Annotated in this window: 17 protein-coding genes and 1 riboswitch; of the genes, 6 read left to right on the top strand and 11 right to left on the bottom strand. The window is 71.5% G+C overall.

Translation table 11 applies throughout. From position 1 onward, the window contains the following. Window positions 1-155 precede the first annotated feature (155 nt). Complete coding sequence (gene pepN / locus HHX33_RS05860; protein ID WP_182873700.1) at window positions 156-2,720, bottom strand: aminopeptidase N; 2,565 nt, start codon at window positions 2,718-2,720, stop codon at window positions 156-158. 203 nt (window positions 2,721-2,923) lie between these two features. Between pepN and HHX33_RS05855 the strand changes: the two genes are divergently transcribed. After that, window positions 2,924-4,330: an aldehyde dehydrogenase family protein gene (locus HHX33_RS05855; RefSeq protein ID WP_182873925.1), complete on the top strand. Its 1,407-nt coding sequence runs from the start codon at window positions 2,924-2,926 to the stop codon at window positions 4,328-4,330. A gap of 12 nt (window positions 4,331-4,342) precedes the next feature. Here the strand turns inward: HHX33_RS05855 and def are convergent, their stop codons facing one another. After that, window positions 4,343-4,831 (bottom strand): peptide deformylase, encoded by a 489-nt coding sequence (gene def / locus HHX33_RS05850; RefSeq protein WP_117409540.1) that lies wholly within the window; start codon window positions 4,829-4,831, stop codon window positions 4,343-4,345. A gap of 110 nt (window positions 4,832-4,941) precedes the next feature. Between def and HHX33_RS05845 the strand changes: the two genes are divergently transcribed. Beyond that, window positions 4,942-5,412 (top strand): ribose-5-phosphate isomerase, encoded by a 471-nt coding sequence (locus HHX33_RS05845; RefSeq protein WP_117409541.1) that lies wholly within the window; start codon window positions 4,942-4,944, stop codon window positions 5,410-5,412. A gap of 85 nt (window positions 5,413-5,497) precedes the next feature. Here HHX33_RS05845 and HHX33_RS05840 read toward each other — a convergent pair whose 3' ends face one another. Further along, on the bottom strand, window positions 5,498-5,662 hold the full coding sequence (locus HHX33_RS05840; protein WP_165900879.1) for a hypothetical protein: 165 nt from the start codon (window positions 5,660-5,662) through the stop codon (window positions 5,498-5,500). A 195-nt stretch (window positions 5,663-5,857) separates the two neighbouring features. On the opposite strand from HHX33_RS05840, the gene HHX33_RS05835 reads away from it, so the two are divergent. Continuing rightward, the gene (locus HHX33_RS05835) at window positions 5,858-6,970 is read left to right on the top strand and encodes a PP2C family protein-serine/threonine phosphatase (RefSeq protein WP_182873699.1); all 1,113 of its coding nucleotides are present in this window, start codon (window positions 5,858-5,860) and stop codon (window positions 6,968-6,970) included. Window positions 6,971-6,989: 19 nt separating this feature from the next. Here the strand turns inward: HHX33_RS05835 and HHX33_RS05830 are convergent, their stop codons facing one another. After that, complete coding sequence (locus tag HHX33_RS05830; RefSeq protein ID WP_182873698.1) at window positions 6,990-7,595, bottom strand: LuxR C-terminal-related transcriptional regulator; 606 nt, start codon at window positions 7,593-7,595, stop codon at window positions 6,990-6,992. Between the two features lie 191 nt (window positions 7,596-7,786). Between HHX33_RS05830 and HHX33_RS05825 the strand changes: the two genes are divergently transcribed. Further along, window positions 7,787-9,091: a M50 family metallopeptidase gene (locus HHX33_RS05825; protein WP_117409725.1), complete on the top strand. Its 1,305-nt coding sequence runs from the start codon at window positions 7,787-7,789 to the stop codon at window positions 9,089-9,091. Window positions 9,092-9,173: 82 nt separating this feature from the next. On the opposite strand, the gene HHX33_RS05820 is transcribed toward HHX33_RS05825, so the two are convergent. Next, window positions 9,174-9,683 (bottom strand): DinB family protein, encoded by a 510-nt coding sequence (locus HHX33_RS05820; RefSeq protein ID WP_117409724.1) that lies wholly within the window; start codon window positions 9,681-9,683, stop codon window positions 9,174-9,176. A 220-nt stretch (window positions 9,684-9,903) separates the two neighbouring features. Between HHX33_RS05820 and HHX33_RS05815 the strand changes: the two genes are divergently transcribed. After that, window positions 9,904-10,332 (top strand): hypothetical protein, encoded by a 429-nt coding sequence (locus HHX33_RS05815; protein ID WP_182873697.1) that lies wholly within the window; start codon window positions 9,904-9,906, stop codon window positions 10,330-10,332. A 56-nt stretch (window positions 10,333-10,388) separates the two neighbouring features. Here the strand turns inward: HHX33_RS05815 and HHX33_RS05810 are convergent, their stop codons facing one another. From HHX33_RS05810 to HHX33_RS05800, 3 genes are all read right to left on the bottom strand, one after another. Next, window positions 10,389-11,300: a hypothetical protein gene (locus HHX33_RS05810; protein ID WP_310741233.1), complete on the bottom strand. Its 912-nt coding sequence runs from the start codon at window positions 11,298-11,300 to the stop codon at window positions 10,389-10,391. A gap of 34 nt (window positions 11,301-11,334) precedes the next feature. Then, window positions 11,335-11,472: riboswitch (cyclic di-AMP (ydaO/yuaA leader) on the bottom strand. 73 nt (window positions 11,473-11,545) lie between these two features. Then, a complete protein-coding gene (gene galT / locus HHX33_RS05805) occupies window positions 11,546-12,604 on the bottom strand; it encodes a galactose-1-phosphate uridylyltransferase (RefSeq protein WP_138461979.1) in 1,059 nt (352 codons plus the stop codon). Window positions 12,605-12,652: 48 nt separating this feature from the next. Beyond that, window positions 12,653-13,459 carry a DeoR/GlpR family DNA-binding transcription regulator gene (locus HHX33_RS05800; RefSeq protein WP_117409720.1) on the bottom strand — a complete coding sequence of 269 codons (807 nt, stop codon included), beginning with the start codon at window positions 13,457-13,459 and terminating at the stop codon, window positions 12,653-12,655. Between the two features lie 138 nt (window positions 13,460-13,597). Between HHX33_RS05800 and HHX33_RS37655 the strand changes: the two genes are divergently transcribed. After that, a complete protein-coding gene (locus HHX33_RS37655; RefSeq protein ID WP_396697758.1) occupies window positions 13,598-13,675 on the top strand; it encodes a 50S ribosomal protein bL37 in 78 nt (25 codons plus the stop codon). Between the two features lie 18 nt (window positions 13,676-13,693). Here the strand turns inward: HHX33_RS37655 and HHX33_RS05795 are convergent, their stop codons facing one another. The 3 genes from HHX33_RS05795 to HHX33_RS05785 all read right to left on the bottom strand — a co-directional run bounded on the left by HHX33_RS05795 (window position 13,694) and on the right by HHX33_RS05785 (window position 17,619). Then, entirely contained in the window at window positions 13,694-14,260 is a 567-nt protein-coding gene (locus HHX33_RS05795) for a TIGR03086 family metal-binding protein (RefSeq protein ID WP_182873696.1), read from the bottom strand. A gap of 87 nt (window positions 14,261-14,347) precedes the next feature. Then, window positions 14,348-16,066 carry an ATP-binding SpoIIE family protein phosphatase gene (locus HHX33_RS05790; RefSeq protein ID WP_182873695.1) on the bottom strand — a complete coding sequence of 573 codons (1,719 nt, stop codon included), beginning with the start codon at window positions 16,064-16,066 and terminating at the stop codon, window positions 14,348-14,350. A 194-nt stretch (window positions 16,067-16,260) separates the two neighbouring features. Then, a complete protein-coding gene (locus HHX33_RS05785; RefSeq protein WP_182873694.1) occupies window positions 16,261-17,619 on the bottom strand; it encodes a TrpB-like pyridoxal phosphate-dependent enzyme in 1,359 nt (452 codons plus the stop codon). Window positions 17,620-17,650: the final 31 nt, after the last annotated feature.

The raw sequence follows: 17,650 nt of genomic DNA, 5'->3' as shown, positions 1-17,650 counted from the left end.
GGGCACGGCGGAGGGGGCCCGCCGCGCCCGCGCCGGGTGAACGGCCCGGCCCCCTCATGTCACCCCGGTGGTCTTGCACGGGGCTTGCGCCCCGCTTTCACCCGGCACACCCGCCGGGCGACCGGATCAGGAAGGCGGGCGGGCGGGCCGTCCGGTCACGCGGAGGCGTCGCGGGCCTGGGCCCGCAGCGCCCGGCTGACGCCGTCGGCGCCCTCCAGGAGCAGGCGCCGCAGCGCGTGCGGCGGCTGCTGGGCGCTGATGAGGTCCTGCGTCCTCGCCACGGTCTCCGGGCGGATCAGCAGGGCCGGGTAGCACCCGATCGCGAAGTTCTGCGCCATGTCGGAGGTCCACTCGCTCCAGATCCGCCCGACCTCCTCGAAGTACCGGTCGCCGTACGGCTCCAGCAGCTCGGGGTGGTGCGGGTCGACGAAGCCGAGGATCGTGGAGCGCAGCAGGGCGCCGCTCAGCTCGCCCCCCACGATGGCCGCCCAGGACCGGGCCTTGGCCTCCGGGTCCGGGATCGCCGCCCGGGCGTTGGCGGCCGAGCGCTCGCCGGTCGCGGTGGCGTCGCGGACCAGCTCGGCGTCGATGTCGGCGGCGCCGAGGACCCCGCGGGACACCAGCCCGTGGATGAGCGTCCAGCGCAGGTCGGCGTCGACGGCCAGGCCCTCGGGCACCTCGGTGCCGTCCAGCACGCCCTTGAGGAACGCCAGGTCCTCCTCGGAGGTCGCGGTGGCGGCCAGGGCGTTGACGTAGGCGAGCTGGTGGTCCGAGCCCGGCTCCGCCGAGGTGACGAGACGGCGCAGCGCGGCGGAGAGCTCGCCCATGCCGGTCGCCCGCCACGCCGGGTCGGCGTACTGCTGCACGGCCTGGCGGGCCTGGCGCAGCACGGTCTGCACCACGGTGATGTCGCGCACCGAGTCGATGCCGGACACGACCAGCCGGACGTAGTCGCGGGTGGCCATCTCGGCGTCCCGGGTCATGTCCCAGGCGGCCGACCAGCACAGCGCGCGCGGCAGCGACTCGGTGAACGCGGTGATCCCGCCGTTCACGAGCGTCTGCAGCGACCGCTCGTCGAGCCGGATCTTCGCGTACGTGAGGTCGTCGTCGTTGATCAGCACGAGGTCGGGCCGCGTCTCGCCGACCAGCTCGGGCACGGCGGTGCGCGCCCCGACGATGTCGAGCTCGACCCGCCTGGTCCTGGCGAGCACGCCGTCCCGCAGGGAGTACAGACCGATGGCGACGCGGTGCGAGCGCAGCGTCGGGTGCTCCGGCGTGGCCTCCTGCAGGACCTCGAAGCCGAGGAACCGGCCCTCGTCGTCGGTGGTGAACGACGGCCGCAGGGTGTTGACGCCGGAGGTCTCCAGCCACTCCTTCGACCAGGACGACAGGTCGCGGCCCGAGGTGCGCTCCAGCGCCGACAGCAGGTCCTGCAGGGTGGTGTTCTTCCAGGCGTGCTCGTTGAAGTAGTCGCGCACGCCGGCGAGGAAGTTGTCCAGCCCGACGTAGGCGACGAGCTGCTTGAGCACCGAGGCGCCCTTGGCGTACGTGATGCCGTCGAAGTTGACCTCGACGGCCTGCATGTCCGGGATGTCGGCCGCGATGGGGTGGGTGGAGGGGAGCTGGTCCTGCCGGTAGGCCCAGGACTTCTCCACGTTGGCGAACGTCGTCCACGCGCCCTGGCCCCAGCGGGTGGCCTCGGCCTGGCACAGCACCGACATGTAGGTGGCGAACGACTCGTTCAGCCACAGGTCGTCCCACCACCGCATGGTGACGAGGTCGCCGAACCACATGTGGGCCATCTCGTGCAGGATCGTCTCGGCCCGGCGCTCGATGATCGCGTCGGTGACCCGCGAGCGGAAGACGTAGTCCTCCAGGAACGTCACCGCGCCGGCGTTCTCCATCGCGCCCGCGTTGAACTCCGGCACGAAGAGCTGGTCGTACTTGCCGAACGGGTAGCGCAGGCCGAAGACGCGGTGGAAGAAGTCGAAGCCCTGCTTGGTGACCTCGAAGATGTTCTCCGGGTCGAGGTGCTCGGCCAGCGAGCGCCGCACGTAGACGCCGAGCGGGATGCCGTCGTGCTCGTCCCGCACCACCGCGTACGGCCCCGCGATGAGGGCCGTGATGTACGTCGACATGGGAGGCGTCGGCGGGAAGTGCCAGCGCTTGGCGGCCTGCAGCGTGCCGTGCCGCCCGCGGTGCTCCTCCAGGTCCTCGGCGGAGTCGGGGGCGCCGTTCGACACGACCTCCCACTCGGCGGGCGCGAGGACGGTGAGCTCGAAGGTCGCCTTGAGATCGGGCTGGTCGAAGCATGCGTACATGCGGTGCGCGTCCGCCGTCTCGAATTGGCTGTGCAGGTAGATCTGCTGGTCGACCGGGTCGACGAAGCGGTGCAGCCCCTCGCCCGTGCGCATGTACGAGCAGTCGGCGTCGACGCGCAGTTCGTTGCGTTCGGCCAGGTCCGGCAGCGGGAATCGGCCCTTGTCCGCGTCGTAGGCCCGAACGTCGAGATCCCGGCCGTTCAGCACCACCTTCCGCACATGGGCCCCGTGCAGGTCGATGAACGTGCCCGCCCCCGGCCGGTCGGACGTGAAATGGACCGTCGTGATGCTCTCGTACCGCTCCTCGCCCTCCGTCAGGTCGAGTTCGACCTGGTAGGACTGGACCGTGAGCAGCCGAGCACGCTCCCGAGCCTCGTCACGTGTCAGATTCCCTGCCACACCCACTCCTCATCGCATGATCAATCCCCCGGTTCCCCGTCGCCCCTTCGCGTACAGGGATGGATGAATCCTGCCACGTCACGGTCACAGGACGGATTCAACATCGCCCCTACCTGGAATAGGAAGTTGTCCGACGGCCCTCTTGACAGGGGCCTTGCGGCCGGGGCTCGCGTTCTGACAGTCAAGGCGCGAGTATGAGGAACATGCGTCAGATCTACGTCGGCGGCGGCTGGACGCCGTCCTCCTCGCGCGAGGCCGTCGAGGTCGTCAACCCGGCGACCGAGGAGATCGTGGACCGGGTGCCCGCGGGGTCGGCCGCCGACGTGGAGACCGCGGTCGCCGCCGCCCGTGCCGCCTTCCCGTCCTGGGCGGCGGCGGAGCCCGCCGAGCGCGCCGCGCTCCTCGGGACGGCGGCCGGGCTGCTCAGGGACCGCGCCCGGGAGATCGCCGCGACGATCGCCACCGACATGGGCGCGCCGCTGCCGCTCGCGCTGAAGGTGCAGACGCTGATGCCCGCCGAGGTGCTGGCCTCCTACGCCGACCTCGCCAAGCGGTACGACTTCGACGGCGGGCGGGTGGGCAACTCGCTGATCGTCCGCGAGCCGGTCGGGGTGGTCGGCGCGATCACACCGTGGAACTACCCGCTCCACCAGGTCGTCTGCAAGGTGGCCCCGGCCCTGGCGGCCGGCTGCACGGTGGTGCTCAAGCCGAGCGAGGTCGCGCCGCTCGCGGCGTACGCGTTCGCGGACATCCTCCACGAGGTGGGCCTGCCGCCCGGCGTGTTCAACATGGTCAGCGGGCACGGTCCGGTGGTCGGAGAGGCCGTCGCCGCCCACCCCGGCGTGGACATGGTCTCCTTCACCGGCTCGACCGGGGCCGGGCGCAGGGTCGCCGCCCTCGCGGCCGGGACGGTCAAGCGGGTGGCCCTGGAGCTGGGCGGCAAGTCGGCGAACATCGTCCTCCCCGGCGCCGACCTGGAGAAGGCGGTGAAGAACGGGGTCGCCGGGGCCTACCTGAACTCCGGCCAGACCTGCTCGGCGCTGACCCGGATGCTCGTCCACTGGGACCAGTACGACGAGGCGGTCCGGCTGGCCGTGGAGGCGGCGGCGAAATACGTCCCGGGCGACCCGTTCGCCGAGGGCACCCGCCTCGGCCCGCTGGTGTCCGCCGCCCAGCGCGACCGGGTGGTCGGATACCTCAACCGGGGTCAGGAGGAGGGGGCCCGCCTCGTGCTCGGCGGGACCGGCAACCCCATGGGCCGCGGCTACTACGTCGAGCCCGCGGTCTTCGCCGGGGTGTCGCCCGGCATGGCCGTCGAGCAGGAGGAGATCTTCGGCCCGGTGCTGTCGATCATCCCCTTCGGCACGGAGGACGAGGCCGTCGAGATCGCCAACGGCACGCCGTACGGACTGTCGGGGGCGGTCTGGGCGGGCACCGAGGAGGAGGGGCTCGCGGTCGCCCGCCGCCTGCGCACGGGCCAGGTGGCGGTCAACGGGGGCCGGTTCAACCCCATGGCGCCCTTCGGCGGCTACAAGCAGTCGGGCGTCGGGCGCGAGATGGGGGAGTTCGGCCTGGAGGAGTTCCTGGAGACCAAGGCGATCCAGCTGTAAGGGGCGGCGGTCTCAGGGCGCCTGGAGGAGGATCTTGCGGCGCTCGTCCTTGCCCAGCCGGTCGACGTACAGCGTGCCCTCGAGGTGGTCGAACTCGTGCTGGAAGCACCGGGCGAGCATGCCCCGGGCCTTCACGGCCACGGGCCGGCCGAGCTTGTCGACCCCGCGCAGCGTGACTCCGGCGGCGCGGACGGTGGGGGCGTACAGCGGCTTGCCGGTCTCCTTGCCCGGCACCGACAGGCAGCCCTCCTCCTCGACGACCTCCCCGGGGTCGTCGATCGTCAGCTCCGGGTTGACCACGTGGCCCTTGCGGTTGCTGATGTCGTAGACGAACAGCCGCCGGCCCACCCCGATCTGCGGCCCGGCCAGTCCCACGCCGTCGGCCTGGTACATCACCGCGAACATCTCGTCGATCAGGCGGCGCAGCTCCCTGTCGAAGTCCGTCACGGGCTCCGCGGGGGTACGCAGGACGGGGTCGCCGACGTAGCGGATCTCGCGCATGACACTCCTGCTCCGGCATGAGGTGGTGTAAGAGCCACTGGCGGTGTCGTCTATTACCTTAGTGGAGGCCGGGGTGACCTCCGCCAGAACTCGTCTGGGAAACTTGTCCCGTGCGTGTCTACATCGGTGCCGACCATGCCGGCTACGAGCTCAAGAACCACCTGGTCTCCTGGCTTAAGGAGCAGGGCCACGACGTGGAGGACTGCGGCCCCCACGTCTACGACGCGGAGGACGACTACCCGCCGTTCGTGCTGCGCGCCGCGCAGGGCGTGGTCGCCGCCGAGGGCAGCCTCGGGGTGGTGATCGGCGGCTCGGGGAACGGCGAGCAGATCGCCGCCAACAAGGTGCGCGGGGTGCGCGCCGCCCTCGCCTGGAACGAGGACACGGCCCGGCTCGCCCGCGAGCACAACGACGCCAACGTCATCAGCATCGGCGCGCGGATGCACACGCCGGAGGAGGCCGCCCGGTTCGTCGAGGTCTTCCTCGGCACGGCGTTCTCGGGCGCGGAGCGGCACGCCCGGCGGATCCGCCAGCTCGCCGAGTACGAGACGACCGGCGAACTGCCGCCGCTGCCCGCCTGATCCGCCCGGCCGGAAGCCGCCGGGGCCGGAGACCGCCCCTCCCGGGACCCCGGGCGGGCGGCCGGTGAGCGTCCGAGGGGCGGCGTCAGCGGCCGTCCCGGTCACGACCCCGGCGGGACTCCCGCCGGGGCGTCGTCTCGTCGCGCAGCGGCCGCCGCTCGGCGGTCTCCTGCTGCTCGGGGGTCGGCCGGGACACGTCGCGGGCCCGCATGGCCGTGATCGCGGTGATCTGCAAACTCTGCAGCGCCATACCGCGAGCGTACGCCCCGGGCCGTGGGCGTGCGATCGAACCGGCCGGACATCCGCACCGGACATCCGCAGCGGGCGGCCGGCGGGTGGCCCGTGATCTTCGGCGGGGGTAGGCTGGAAAGATCACGGGACACGACCCCGGCGTCGGTCAAGCGGGTGCCGCCATCTGGGATGTCCGGATACAGTCGAGGCCATCATGACTTCCCGTCCGGCGCCGCTGATCTCTCCACGGCTGCGCGCCATCCTGGCGCGCGTGCCGCTCCTGGTGCCGTCGGTCCGTTTTGTCAAAAAGGTGTGGTCGAAGGACCGGTACCTCCTGATCGCCCTCGTCGCGGTCACCGTGGTCATCGGCGTGCTCGACGCGGAGGTCTCGGCGTACTGGTTCTCGCCGTCGCTGCTGATCCTCGTGACACTGATCGGCGGCCTCCAGCTCCGCCTGCGCAGCCTGGCCGTCCTGCTGTGCGTGGTCGCGGCGTCCCTCGCCTACATGGGATCGACCAGGGGAGTGCTCGCCGTCGGGCCGGGCCTGCTGATCACGATGGGCTTCACCGCCGCGCTCGCGTGGACGATGGCGCGGACGCGGGGCAAGCTCGGCGTGCAGGGCCTGCGCGGCGACGCGATGCTGCTGGAGCTGCGCGACCGGCTCAAGCGGCAGAGCGAGCTGCCGCCGCTGCCCAAGGACTGGGGCGGCAAGGTCGTGCTCAAACAGGCCGGAGGGTCGTCGTTCGGCGGCGACTTCGTCGTCTCCATGCGCGAGGGCGACCGGGTCCAGCTCGCCGTCGTCGACGTGTCGGGCAAGGGCGTCGACGCCGGCACCCGCGCGCTCATGCTCTCCGGCACGTTCGGCGGGCTGCTCGGCTCGGTGGACGACTTCCTGGCCTCCTGCAACTCCTATCTCCACCGGCAGATCGGCGACGAGGGGTTCGTCACGGCCGTCCACCTGACGCTCGACCTGTCGACGGGGGAGTACACGATCACCTCCGCCGGGCACCCGCCGGTGGTCCGGTTCGACTCCGGGTCGGGCACCTGGCGGGTGTCCACGGCCAAGGGGGTCGTGCTCGGCGTCGTGCCCGACCTGGCCTGCGAGACCGACAGCGGCGTGCTGCGCAAGGGCGACGCGCTCATGCTGTTCACCGACGGGCTGATCGAGCAGCCCGGCCGGGACATCGACGCCGGGCTCGACCGGCTGCTGGGGGAGGCCGAGCGGCTGCTGCCCTCGGGCTTCCGGGACAAGGCGCGGCAGCTCGTGCAGGCCATGTCGTCCGGTCACAATGACGACTGCGCGCTCGTCCTCATCTGGCGTCCCTGAGGCCCGCCGGGAAAGGTCCCTACAACCAGCCGTAGTCGGTGGCGATGCGGACGGCGTCCACCCGGCTGCGCGCCCCGGTCTTCACCAGGACGCGCGACAGGTGGTTGCGTATCGTGCCGACGGACAGGCCCAGCTCGGCGGCGATCTCCTTCGAGCGCGCGCCCCCGGCCGCGAGGCGCAGCACCTCGTGCTCCCGGGGCGTGAGGGGGCACTCGGCGGCCTCCAGGGCCGCGACCGCGAGCTCGGAGTCGACGATCCGGCGCCCGGCGATGATCCGCCGTATCCCGTCGGCGAGCTGCTCGGGGCACACCTCGATGCTCAGGTAGCCGAGGGCCCCGGCCGCGAAGGCCCGCTTGAGGTGGCCGGGGTTCGGCTGGGCCGACAGCAGCATCACCCGGCATCTGGGCACCTTCTCGACGAGCCGCGCGGCCAGGCTCGGCCCGTCCGCCCCCGGCAGGTCCGCGTCGATGACGGCGGCGTCCGGCAGTACGTCGAGGGCGGCCGGCACGATGTCCTCGGCCGAACCGACGTCCGCGACCACCGTGAGGTCGCTCTCCCCTTCGAGAGAGGCGACCAGGCCTCGCCGTACCAACGGAAGGTGTTCGGCCACCAGGATCCGGATCAAGACGCTCCCCTCTGGACGTTCTCTCAAAGGGTGATCGACCCATTGCGTACTGTCAACGGAGTGTCCAGGTTCGGCCATGTATGGGCAACGCGCCGGTTCGCCGGAGCAGGTCTCTCCCTTGTTCCGGTGGGCTACTCTCGGAGGGTGCGACGACTGCCACGGCATCTTCTCCGACTCGGGGGTACGCGCTGATGAGCTGGCTCATCGTGGCCGGATTCGTGATCGTCTTCGTTGGTCTGCTGCTCTCCATCGCGCTGCACGAGATCGGGCACCTCGTCCCGGCCAAGCTGTTCGGCGTCCGCGTGACGCAGTACATGGTCGGCTTCGGGCCGACGCTGTGGTCGCGGCGGCGCGGCGAGACCGAGTACGGCGTGAAGTGGATCCCGCTGGGCGGCTACATCCGCATGGTCGGCATGCTCCCGCCGCGTCCCTCCGACGACCCCGGCAAGCTGCGCAGCGTCTCGACGGGCCCCTGGCAGGGCCTCATCGAGAACGCCAGGGCGGTCGCCTCGGAGGAGATCCGGCCGGGCGACGAGAACCGCGTCTTCTTCCGCAAGCCCTGGTGGCAGAAGGTCATCATCATGACCGGCGGGCCCGCGATGAACTTCGTGCTGGCGTTCGTGCTGTTCGCGGTCGTGATGATGGGCTTCGGCGTGCGGACGACGAAGCCGGTCGTCTCCTCGGTGTCCAAGTGCGCGATCCCGGCGGCCGAGGCCGCGCACCGGGACTGCGCGTCCGGAGACCCGCTGACGCCCGCGGCGAAGGCGGGGCTGCGGCCAGGGGACCGGATCGTCGCCGTCGGCGGCACTCCGGTCGCCAGCTGGGAGGCGGCCACCCGGCAGATCCGGTCGCACGGCGCCGGGGCGACGACGCTCGGCATCGAGCGCGACGGCCGGACCACGACGGTGGACGTCGACCTGATCGCGCAGGACATGCCCTCGCAGACCGACCCCGACAAGGTGGACAGGAACGTCGGCTTCCTCGGCGTCAGCCCGACGATCGTCGTGGAGAAGCAGGGTCCCGGCTACGTCCTCGGGCAGATGTGGGACCTGACCAAGCGGACCGCCGCGGCCATGGTCAACATCCCCAAGAAGATGGTCGGCGTGTGGAACGCGGCGTTCTCGGGGGAGAAGCGCGACCCGAACGGGCCGATCGGCATCGTGGGCGCCGGCCGCATCGGCGGTGAGATCGCCGCGTCGGACATCCCCATCGACAGCAAGATCGAGGTGTTCATCAGCCTGCTGGCCGGGCTGAACCTCGCGGTCGGCATGTTCAACCTCGTCCCCCTGTTGCCGCTGGACGGCGGCCACATCGCCGGCGGCCTGTGGGAGGGAGTCAAGCGGGCCTTCGCCCGGGTGCGCCGGCGGCCCATGCCGGGCTACGTGGACGTCGCCAAGGCGCTCCCGCTGACGTACGTCATGGCGGCCCTGCTCGTCGTCATGGGCGGCCTTCTCATCTACGCCGACCTGGTGAACCCCGTCCGCATCTCGGGCTGAACCGGGCTGAATGGGTATGGCCGGGCTGAACGGGTTGGGCCGGGCCGGGCGGACCCGGCCCGGCGGGTGAGGGACCGGGTCCCTACTCGCCCGTCGCCCCGTCGATGCGCTCGCGCAGCAGGTCGGCGTGGCCGTTGTGCCGCGCGTACTCCTCGATCATGTGGACCATGATCCAGCGCAGTGAGTGGTGGACGCCCTGCCGGGCCGCCTTCGTCGTCGCGTCCAGATCGGCGCAGGCCGCCTCCGCCGCCCGCGCGTGCTCGATCTCCGCGCGCCAGGTGGCGAAGGCCTCCTCGGCGGACGCCGTGTCCACGTTGTCGAACTCGCCGTCCGGATCGTCGTCGGTGTAGTAGATGCCTTCGAGGTCCTCACCGGCGAGCCGCCGCCGGAACCAGCTCCGCTCGACGTCGGCCATGTGCCGCACGATGCCGAGCAGCGACAGGGACGACGGCGGGACGGAGCGCAGCCGTAGCTGTTCCTCGGCGAGGCCCTCGCACTTCACGGCCAGCGTCTGGCGGTGGAAGTCGAGGAAGGCGCGCAGCATCTCGCGCTCGCCCGCGGCGAGCGGAGGATCGGTACGTGTGTCGGTCATCCGGACATCCTGCCCCTGGCCCCCGGGGTGCGACCACTTCATTTCCGCCCCGCCGGACGGCCCGCCTTCCAGGCGCAGGAGGGGGTGCGCTCTCGCGACCCGCTTGACTCGGGCGTGGACGAACCTTTGCCCGTACTTGTCCAAGCGGGATGATCGAGTCAGAATCAGTTCAGCCTTCAACCATTTTGGTTGAGGGGTCGCTGCACGGATGAGGAGAGGCATGAAGCGCACGATCTCCGTTCTCGCCGTCGCCACCGGCGTCCTCGGCGCCACGCTCACCGGCGTCGGTCCCGCGTCCGCCTCCGCGGTCGACTGCTCCACGGGCGGGTACACCTACGCCCGGACCAGCTACGTCCCCACCAACGTCCAGCGGCCGTCGGTGGACGGCCGTAACTACAACATCGCCGGTCCGTCGGCGTACACGCACGAGGTCTGCCTCGACATCCCGGACACCGAGACGTTCACGATCGAGGTACAGATCCACTCCTCCGACGGGTCCACGACCGTGTTCGTGGACGACCGGCCCGGCGACAAGGTCTTCAGCTTCTCGCCCGGCGCCAACAGCTGGTGGCAGGTCTTCGGCACGATGACCGGGCCCGGCAGCACCTACATCTACTACACCTGGAACGAGAAGCAGATCCCGGCCTGACGCGGAACGGGCCGGCCGCCTCGCTCGGCGAGGCCGCCGGCCCTCGAAGCTCCTGCTCAGTACATCGAGATGTGGACGTGGTCGTAGTGGTTGGCGGTGACGCCGCCACGGTCGGACATGGGGCGCCAGCCCGGGTGGCCGAGGTTGTAGATGCGCTGCTGCCAGATGACGTACATCACGCCGAGCTTCGGGCCGTTCTTGATGGCCCAGGCGGCCAGGCTGTCGCCGAGCGCCTTCATCTTGGCCGAGGGCATGGCGCCGCCCGAGCTCATCATGAAGTCGCAGGCGCGGCCGAGGGGGTGCTCACCGCTGTTCTCGGCCCGGTAGCAGCCGACCGGGAAGCTCAGATCGAAGTGCTCCTCCACCTCCGAGCGCATGAGCCGCATCCGGGGCGTGATGTTGTCCGCGCCCGCCGGCAGTTCGGGCGCCCACGACCCGCTGCCCCTCCGGCCCGGAGCGATCGGGACCAGGCGGTCGATCTTGTCCTTGATGTCGTCGATGAGCTTCTCGGCCTCCCGGCGCCGACCGGCGACCTCCGCGGCCTGCGACTTCAGCGAAGCGGTGAGCGCCCTCGCCGCCTCGGCGGCCTTCTGCCGTTCGGCGCGGACCTCGTCGACCCGCGCGAGCCTCGCGGCCTGTTCCTCCTTGAGCTGGTACGCAACCGCGGAGACGGTCAGGTTGGGCAGGACCCGCACGCTGTCGGTCTGGTACCGCAGCCCGACGAACTCCCGGACCTCGTCGAGGGTCGCCGTGTAGTCGGCCTCCGCCCTGCTCACGCGGGCGCGCGCCGCCGCCTCGTCGTCCCGCGCCCTGGCGAGCGCGACCCGCTTGGCGTTGTAGTCGGCGATGAGCCGGTCGACCTTCTTCTGCAGGCCGGCGAGCTGCTTCTTGAGCTGCCTCTCCGTCGGCTTGGGGGCGGCGGCGCCCCCGGCGGCCGTGCCGAGAACGAGGGCCGCGGCGGTCAACACACCGGCGGCCAGGGGGAACGCGCGGGGCAGAGCCCACTCCTCTCCATCTGCCGACCGGGTTAGCTGACGGGTGCGGGCTGGAGGAGCCCGGGCAGCGACGTGCCTTTACCCCAGAGGCGTGAACGGGTCCCCGGCTCCCGGGCGAGGCGCCCGGGATTAGGCGGCACCGGCTGTGACCGGTGGTGCCAGGGATACTAGTGGTAAAGAAATGGTGACTGCCACCCCAAGTCGCAACCGTACGGAGATCAGTCCGTTACCACCTCGCGCAGCATGCGGGCGGCCTCCTCCGGCAGGACGTCGTTGACGAAGGCGCCCATCGCCGACTCCGATCCGGCGAGGTACTTCAGCTTGTCCGCCGCCCGCCGGATCGTGAAGAGCTGGAGGTGCAGGTAGGCCAGATCCCGGCGGTAGGTGACCGGAGCCTGGTGCCAGGCCGCGACGTACGGCATGACGACGCCGAACAGCCCGTCCAGGCGGCGCAGCACGTCGATGTACAGCGGCGCGAAGGCGGCCCGCTCCTCCGCCGACAGCGCCGGGATGTCCGGCACCCGGCGGTGCGGGTAGAGATGCACCTCGAACGGGTACCGGGCGGCGGCCGGGACGAAGGCCGTCCAGTGCTCGTTGGCGGCCACGACGCGGGGCCCCTTCCGCTCGGCCGCCAGGACGTCCGCGAACAGGTTGCCGCCGCGGTGCCGGGCGGCGGTCTCCAGCATCTGCCGGGTACGCGGCGTGACGTACGGATAGGCGTAGATCTGCCCATGCGGGTGCGGCAGCGTGATGCCGATCTCGGCGCCGCGGTTCTCGAAGCAGAAGACCTGCTCCACGCCGGGCAGCGCGGACAGTTCGGCCGTGCGGTCGGCCCACGCCTCGACGACCAGCGCGGCCTGCTCGTCGCCGAGGGAGCTGAAGGAGGCGTCGTGGTCGGAGGTGAAGCAGACGACCTCGCAGCGCCCGGTCCCCGGCCGCACCTCGCTCAGCCCGCCCACCTGCTCGTACGCGCCGGTGTTGAAGCTGAACGACGGGAAGCGGTTCTCGAACACCGCCACCTCGTACGGCGAGGGGATCTCCGAGCCGGGATGCCCGGGGCAGAGCGGGCACTCCTGGGCGGACGGCAGGTGGGTGCGGGTCTGGCGGTGCCGGGCGACGGCCACCCACTCGTCCATGAGCGGGTCGTGACGCAACTCGGACGCGAGGGGGCGCGCGGGCAGATCCCGGGGGTCGGCCACGTCGTGGTCGGCGTCGTCGCGGCGGTCGAAATAGATCAGCTCCCGGCCGTCGGCCAGATGAGCGATGGTGCGCTTCACGGTGCGATCTCCAGCTTCACAGGGCTCTTCTCCGGCGTCGCGGCGGCGTCACACGGAGGCGGTCTTCAGGGGTGCCTCGCCGGACGGATCCGCGAGGAGGAGCTCGCCGGCGTGCTCCGACAGCACGGCGCGGGCGTCCTCGGGCAGGCCCGTGTCGCTCACGACCACGTCGGCCTCGCCGAGGGCCGCGATCGTGCTGATGCCGACGGTCCCCCACTTGGTGTGGTCGGCCAGGACGACGAGCCGCTGGGCGGCGGCGATCAGGGCGCGGTCGGTCTCCGCCTCCAGCAGGTTGGGGGTGGTGAAACCGGCCCGGACGCTCATGCCGTGCACACCGAGCATGAGGATGTCGACGTTCAGGGAGCGGACGGCCGCGACCGCGACCGGGCCGACCAGCGCGTCGGACGGCGTCCGCACGCCGCCCACGAGCACCACGGTCTGGTCGGGCCGTCCCGCCCGGTGGAAGACGTCGGCCACCTGGACGGAGTTGGTGATCACGGTCAGCTCGGGGACGTCCACCAGGTGGTGGGCCAGCGTCCAGGTCGTCGTGCCGGCCGAGAGCGCGACGGAGCTTCCCGGCCGTACGAGCGGGGCCGCGCAGCGGGCGACGGCCTCCTTCTCGGCCTGCTGCCGCATCGACTTGGCCGCGAAGCCCGGCTCCTCGGTGGAGCCGGCACCGGTGGCGGTGGCCCCGCCGTGCACCTTGACGATCAGGCCGCGCTCCGCCAGGACCTCCAGGTCGCGGCGGATCGTCATGTCCGACACCCCGAGCTCACGCACGAGTTGCGCGACCCGGACCCCGCCGGACCTGCGGACTCTCTCCAGGATCGCCTGCTGCCGTTGCTGGGCCAGCATCCGCCACTCCTTTAAACAGATTCCAACAGATTATGCACACATACGTACAGGAGTGCTGAGCCGGGGTGCGGGTACTTGCCGCCGCCCGCCCGCGGGGGGACAGTGGGCGAAACCCGTACTCCAGGGAAGGCGGCCGCGATGGGCAGACGCGCACGCAAGTCGAAGGCCCGCAGGAAGAAGAAGGCCAACCACGGCAAGCGTCCTACGGGGCGTTAGCCCGGTTCCGGGGCCGTCTCAGGGGGTTCTGCCCCACGCCGCGAGCAGCTTGGTCTGCTGGTCGGCGTCGGCCGGGATGTCGCGCTCGTCCCCGATCACGCCCGCCTCGCGGTAGCCGTCCCACGCCTTGGCGAACCATTCGGCGCAGGACGCGACGAGGTCGGGGTCGAGCCGTTCCGGACCGCCGACGGCCCGCGCGAGGTCCCAGGTGTGGATCAGCGCGTCCGCGAACAGTTCGGTGATGTACTCCTCGCCCGGCACGTCGCCGAAGGACAGATGGGCCACGCTCGTGAGGGCGCCCTCGGCGTACACCGCCTGGACGGCGCCCTGTGCCGACGCCTCGAACGCCTTCACCGGGTCGTCGCCGAGCACGTCGCCCTCGAACGCGTCGCCCACCTCGGCGGCCGTGCGGCCCGACAGCAGTTCGGGAGCCCACAGGTTCTCGGTCACCAGGTGGTTCACCAGCCCCCGGACGTCCCAGTCGACGCACGGCGTCGGCAGGTCCCACTGTCCGGGGCGGACGAGATGGAGGCGGTCGCCGAAACCGTCGAGCGCCCTGCGGTACGCGTCCCGGATGTCGATCATGTCCCCTCCTCGCCACGAGCTCCCCGATTCGACCGTAACTCCTCTTGACGATCAGTCATGCCCGCCCGCCCGCGAGGAGGCGGCCGGTCACGGAAGATGCTGCTCGACCCAGACGATCTTTCCGTACGGGGTGGGCCGGGTGCCCCAGCGATAGGCGAAGCGCTTGATCAGCTGGAGGCCGCGGCCGGTGTCCTCGTCGGGGGTGGCCGTACGCGGGGCGGGGCTGGAGGGGGAGCCGTCGGCGACCTCGACCACCAGCGTGCGGCAGCGCAGCAGCCGCAGCTCGATCGGCGGCCAGCCGTGCTTGAGCGCATTGGTGACCAGTTCGCTGACGATGAGCTGGGTGCTGTCCACCAGGCTGCTCAGCCCCCAGGCGGCGAGGGTGACCCGGACGAACCGGCGGGCCTGGGAGACGAACTTCGGGTCGGCGGGCAGGGGGCAGGTCGCCACCTCGTCCGGGTCGAGCTCACGCACACGGGCCACCAGCAGGGCGATGTCGTCGCGCTCGTGGCTCGCCCGCTGGCTGCTGATGATGTCGTCGCACATGTCGTCGAGGTCCTCGACGGGCCCGGCCAGCAGGCGGCGCAACCCCATGATCCCGGCGTCCAGGTCCCGCTCGCGGCTCTCCACCAGGCCGTCGGTGTAGAAGGCGAGCACGCTCCCGGCCGGCAGGACCAGCTCGCGCATCTCCAGCGGGTCGCTGCCGATGCCGAGGGGAAGGCCCGACGGCAGCTCGACGATCTCGGTCGACCGGTCGGGATGCAGCAGGATCGGCGGCACGTGCCCGGCGCGGGCGAGCGCGCAGCCGCGCGTCACCGGGTCGTAGACGGCGTAGATGCATGTGGCGATCTGGGTCGGATCGAGGTCCTGGCTCATCAGGTTGAGCCGGAACAGCACCTCGTCGGGCGGCAGGTCCAGGCTCGCCAGCGTGCGCGCCGCCGTGCGGAGCTGGCCCATCGTCGCCGCGGCCCTGGTCCCGTGGCCCATGACGTCGCCCACAACCAGGGCCGTACGGCACCCGGGAAGGGCGATCACGTCGTACCAGTCTCCGCCGACGCCCATCAGGTCGCTGGCCGGAAGGTAGCGCGAGGCGATGTCCATCCCGAGCGGCTGCGGCAGTTCGGCGGGCAGCAGGCTGCTCTGCAGGGTCAGCGCGGTCCGGCGCTCGGTGGTGTAGAGGCGGGCGTTGTCGACGCACACGGCGGTGCGGGCGGCGAGGTCCTCGGCCACCGCGACGTCCTGCTCCTCGAACGGGGGCGCGCCCGCCCGCCTGGTGAAGACCACGCACCCGAGCACCCGTCCCCGGGCCCTCAGGGGCACGGTGAGGAACGAGGCGTCGGTCAGCAGGGCGGCGATCGCGTCCTCCCGGCCGAAGGCCGCGCCGATGAGCCGGGCGCTCTCCTTGTCCATGGCCGGATACATCAGCGGCTTGCCGCTCGCCATGCACTGCGCCTGCGGCAGGCTCGCCGGGTAGACCGCCACCTCGCCGACGGGGAAGGCGTTCACGCAGGCGTCCGCGTCCGCGCCGGCCACGCCCATCGCCGTCCGGCGGACGAGGGTCGTCCCGTCCACCGGGCGGGACGACAGCTCGCCGTCGTTGAGGAGGCGGTCCTGGAGCATCACGGCCGCGGTGTCCGCGAACCTCGGGACGGCCACGTCCACGAGTTCCCGGCTCGTCTCCTCGAGGTCGAGGGTGCTGCCGATGCGGCGGCTCGCCTCGTTCAGGAACGCCAGCCGTTCGTGCGCGGACGCGGCGCCGCTGCGCCGCCACTGTCCCCGGTCCGCCGGGGCGGGGTCCTTGATCACGCAGTTCCGGTTCAAAACGAATACTCCGGCGAGAGCGGATGGTGTCCCAGAATCGTATGGAGCTGATACCGCGCATTTCAGCCGTTTGGCATGAGTGCTTTGGCCGGCACGACGGCGCGATGGCGCAGCCGTACCCTGCGGTCAACGGACGAAACGGATATCAGTCAACATGCGTCACATCAGACAGCTTGCCATCAAACGGAAGGCAGGTGTGCGAGAGCCGCGTCGATCCGCTCCTGCGGGAGCGTGAAGTCCTCCAGGCGGCCGGCGAGGTGACGCTCGTACGCGGGCAGGTCGAAATGGCCGTGCCCGCACAGGGACATCACGATGACCTTCTCCTCGCCCGACTCGGCGCACCGCAGCGCCTCCGCGATGGTCGCGGCCACCGCGTGGGCGGGTTCGGGAGCCGGCAGGATCCCCTCGGCCCCGGCGAAGCGGACGCCCGCGTCGAAGCACTCGGTCTGCGTCACCGCCACGGCCTCCACCAGGCCCAGTTCGTACACGTGCGACAGCAGCGGCGACATGCCGTGGTAGCGCAGCCCGCCGGCGTGGATGGGGTCCGGCACGAACGTGTGGCCCAGCGTGTGCATCTTCATCAGCGGCGTGAACCCCGCCGCGTCGCCGAAGTCGTAGGCATACGTGCCCCGGGTCAGCGACGGGCAGGCGGCGGGCTCCACCGCGCGCAGCACCGGGTCCATCCGCCCCGCGAGCTTCTCCCGCAGGAACGGGAAGGCCAGGCCGGCGAAGTTGGAGCCGCCGCCGGTGCAGCCGATGACCAGGTCGGGGGTCTCGCCGAGGACGGCCAGTTGCTCCAGCGCCTCCTCGCCGATCACGGTCTGGTGCATCAGGACGTGGTTGAGCACCGAGCCCAGGGCGTACCGCGTGTCGTCGTGCTGCCCGGCGACCTCGACGGCCTCGCTGATCGCGATGCCCAGCGACCCCGTGCAGAGCGGGTCCTCCGCCAGGATCCTGGCTCCCGCGGCGGTCACCGCCGACGGGCTGGCGTGCAGCGTCGCGCCGTGGACGCGCATCAGCGTACGGCGGTAGGGCTTCTGGTCGTACGACGCCCTGACCATCCAGATCTCGCACGCCAGGCCGAACTGGCCGCAGGCGAACGCCAGGGCCGAGCCCCACTGGCCCGCGCCGGTCTCCGTGGTCAGCCTCCGCACGCCCTCCCGCGCGTTGTAGTAGGCCTGCGGGATCGCGGTGTTCGGCTTGTGCGACCCGGACGGGCTGCCGCCCTCGTACTTGTAGTAGATCCGGGCGGGCGTGCCGAGCCGGCGCTCCAGGCGGCGGGCGCGGATGAGGGGAGTGGGCCGCCACAGGCGGTACACGTCGAGCACCTCATCCGGAACGGGGACGTACCGCTCTCCGGAGACCTCCTGCCCGATCAGCTCCGCCGGGAAGAGCGGCGCGAGGTCGTCGGGGCCGACCGGCCGGAGCGTGGCCGGGTGGAGCACCGGGGGAGGAGGCGCGGGGAGGTCGGGGACGAGGTTGTACCAGTTCCGGGGGATCCGGGACTCGTCGAGAAGGACCCTGGTCGGCTCACCCATGTCTCCAGTGTCCGCGCGGCGGGCCGGTCGG

It is taken from the genome of Microbispora sp. H10670 (assembly GCF_014161385.1).
GTDB lineage: Bacteria > Actinomycetota > Actinomycetes > Streptosporangiales > Streptosporangiaceae > Microbispora > Microbispora triticiradicis.
This window is presented reverse-complemented; position numbering and strand designations above follow the sequence as displayed.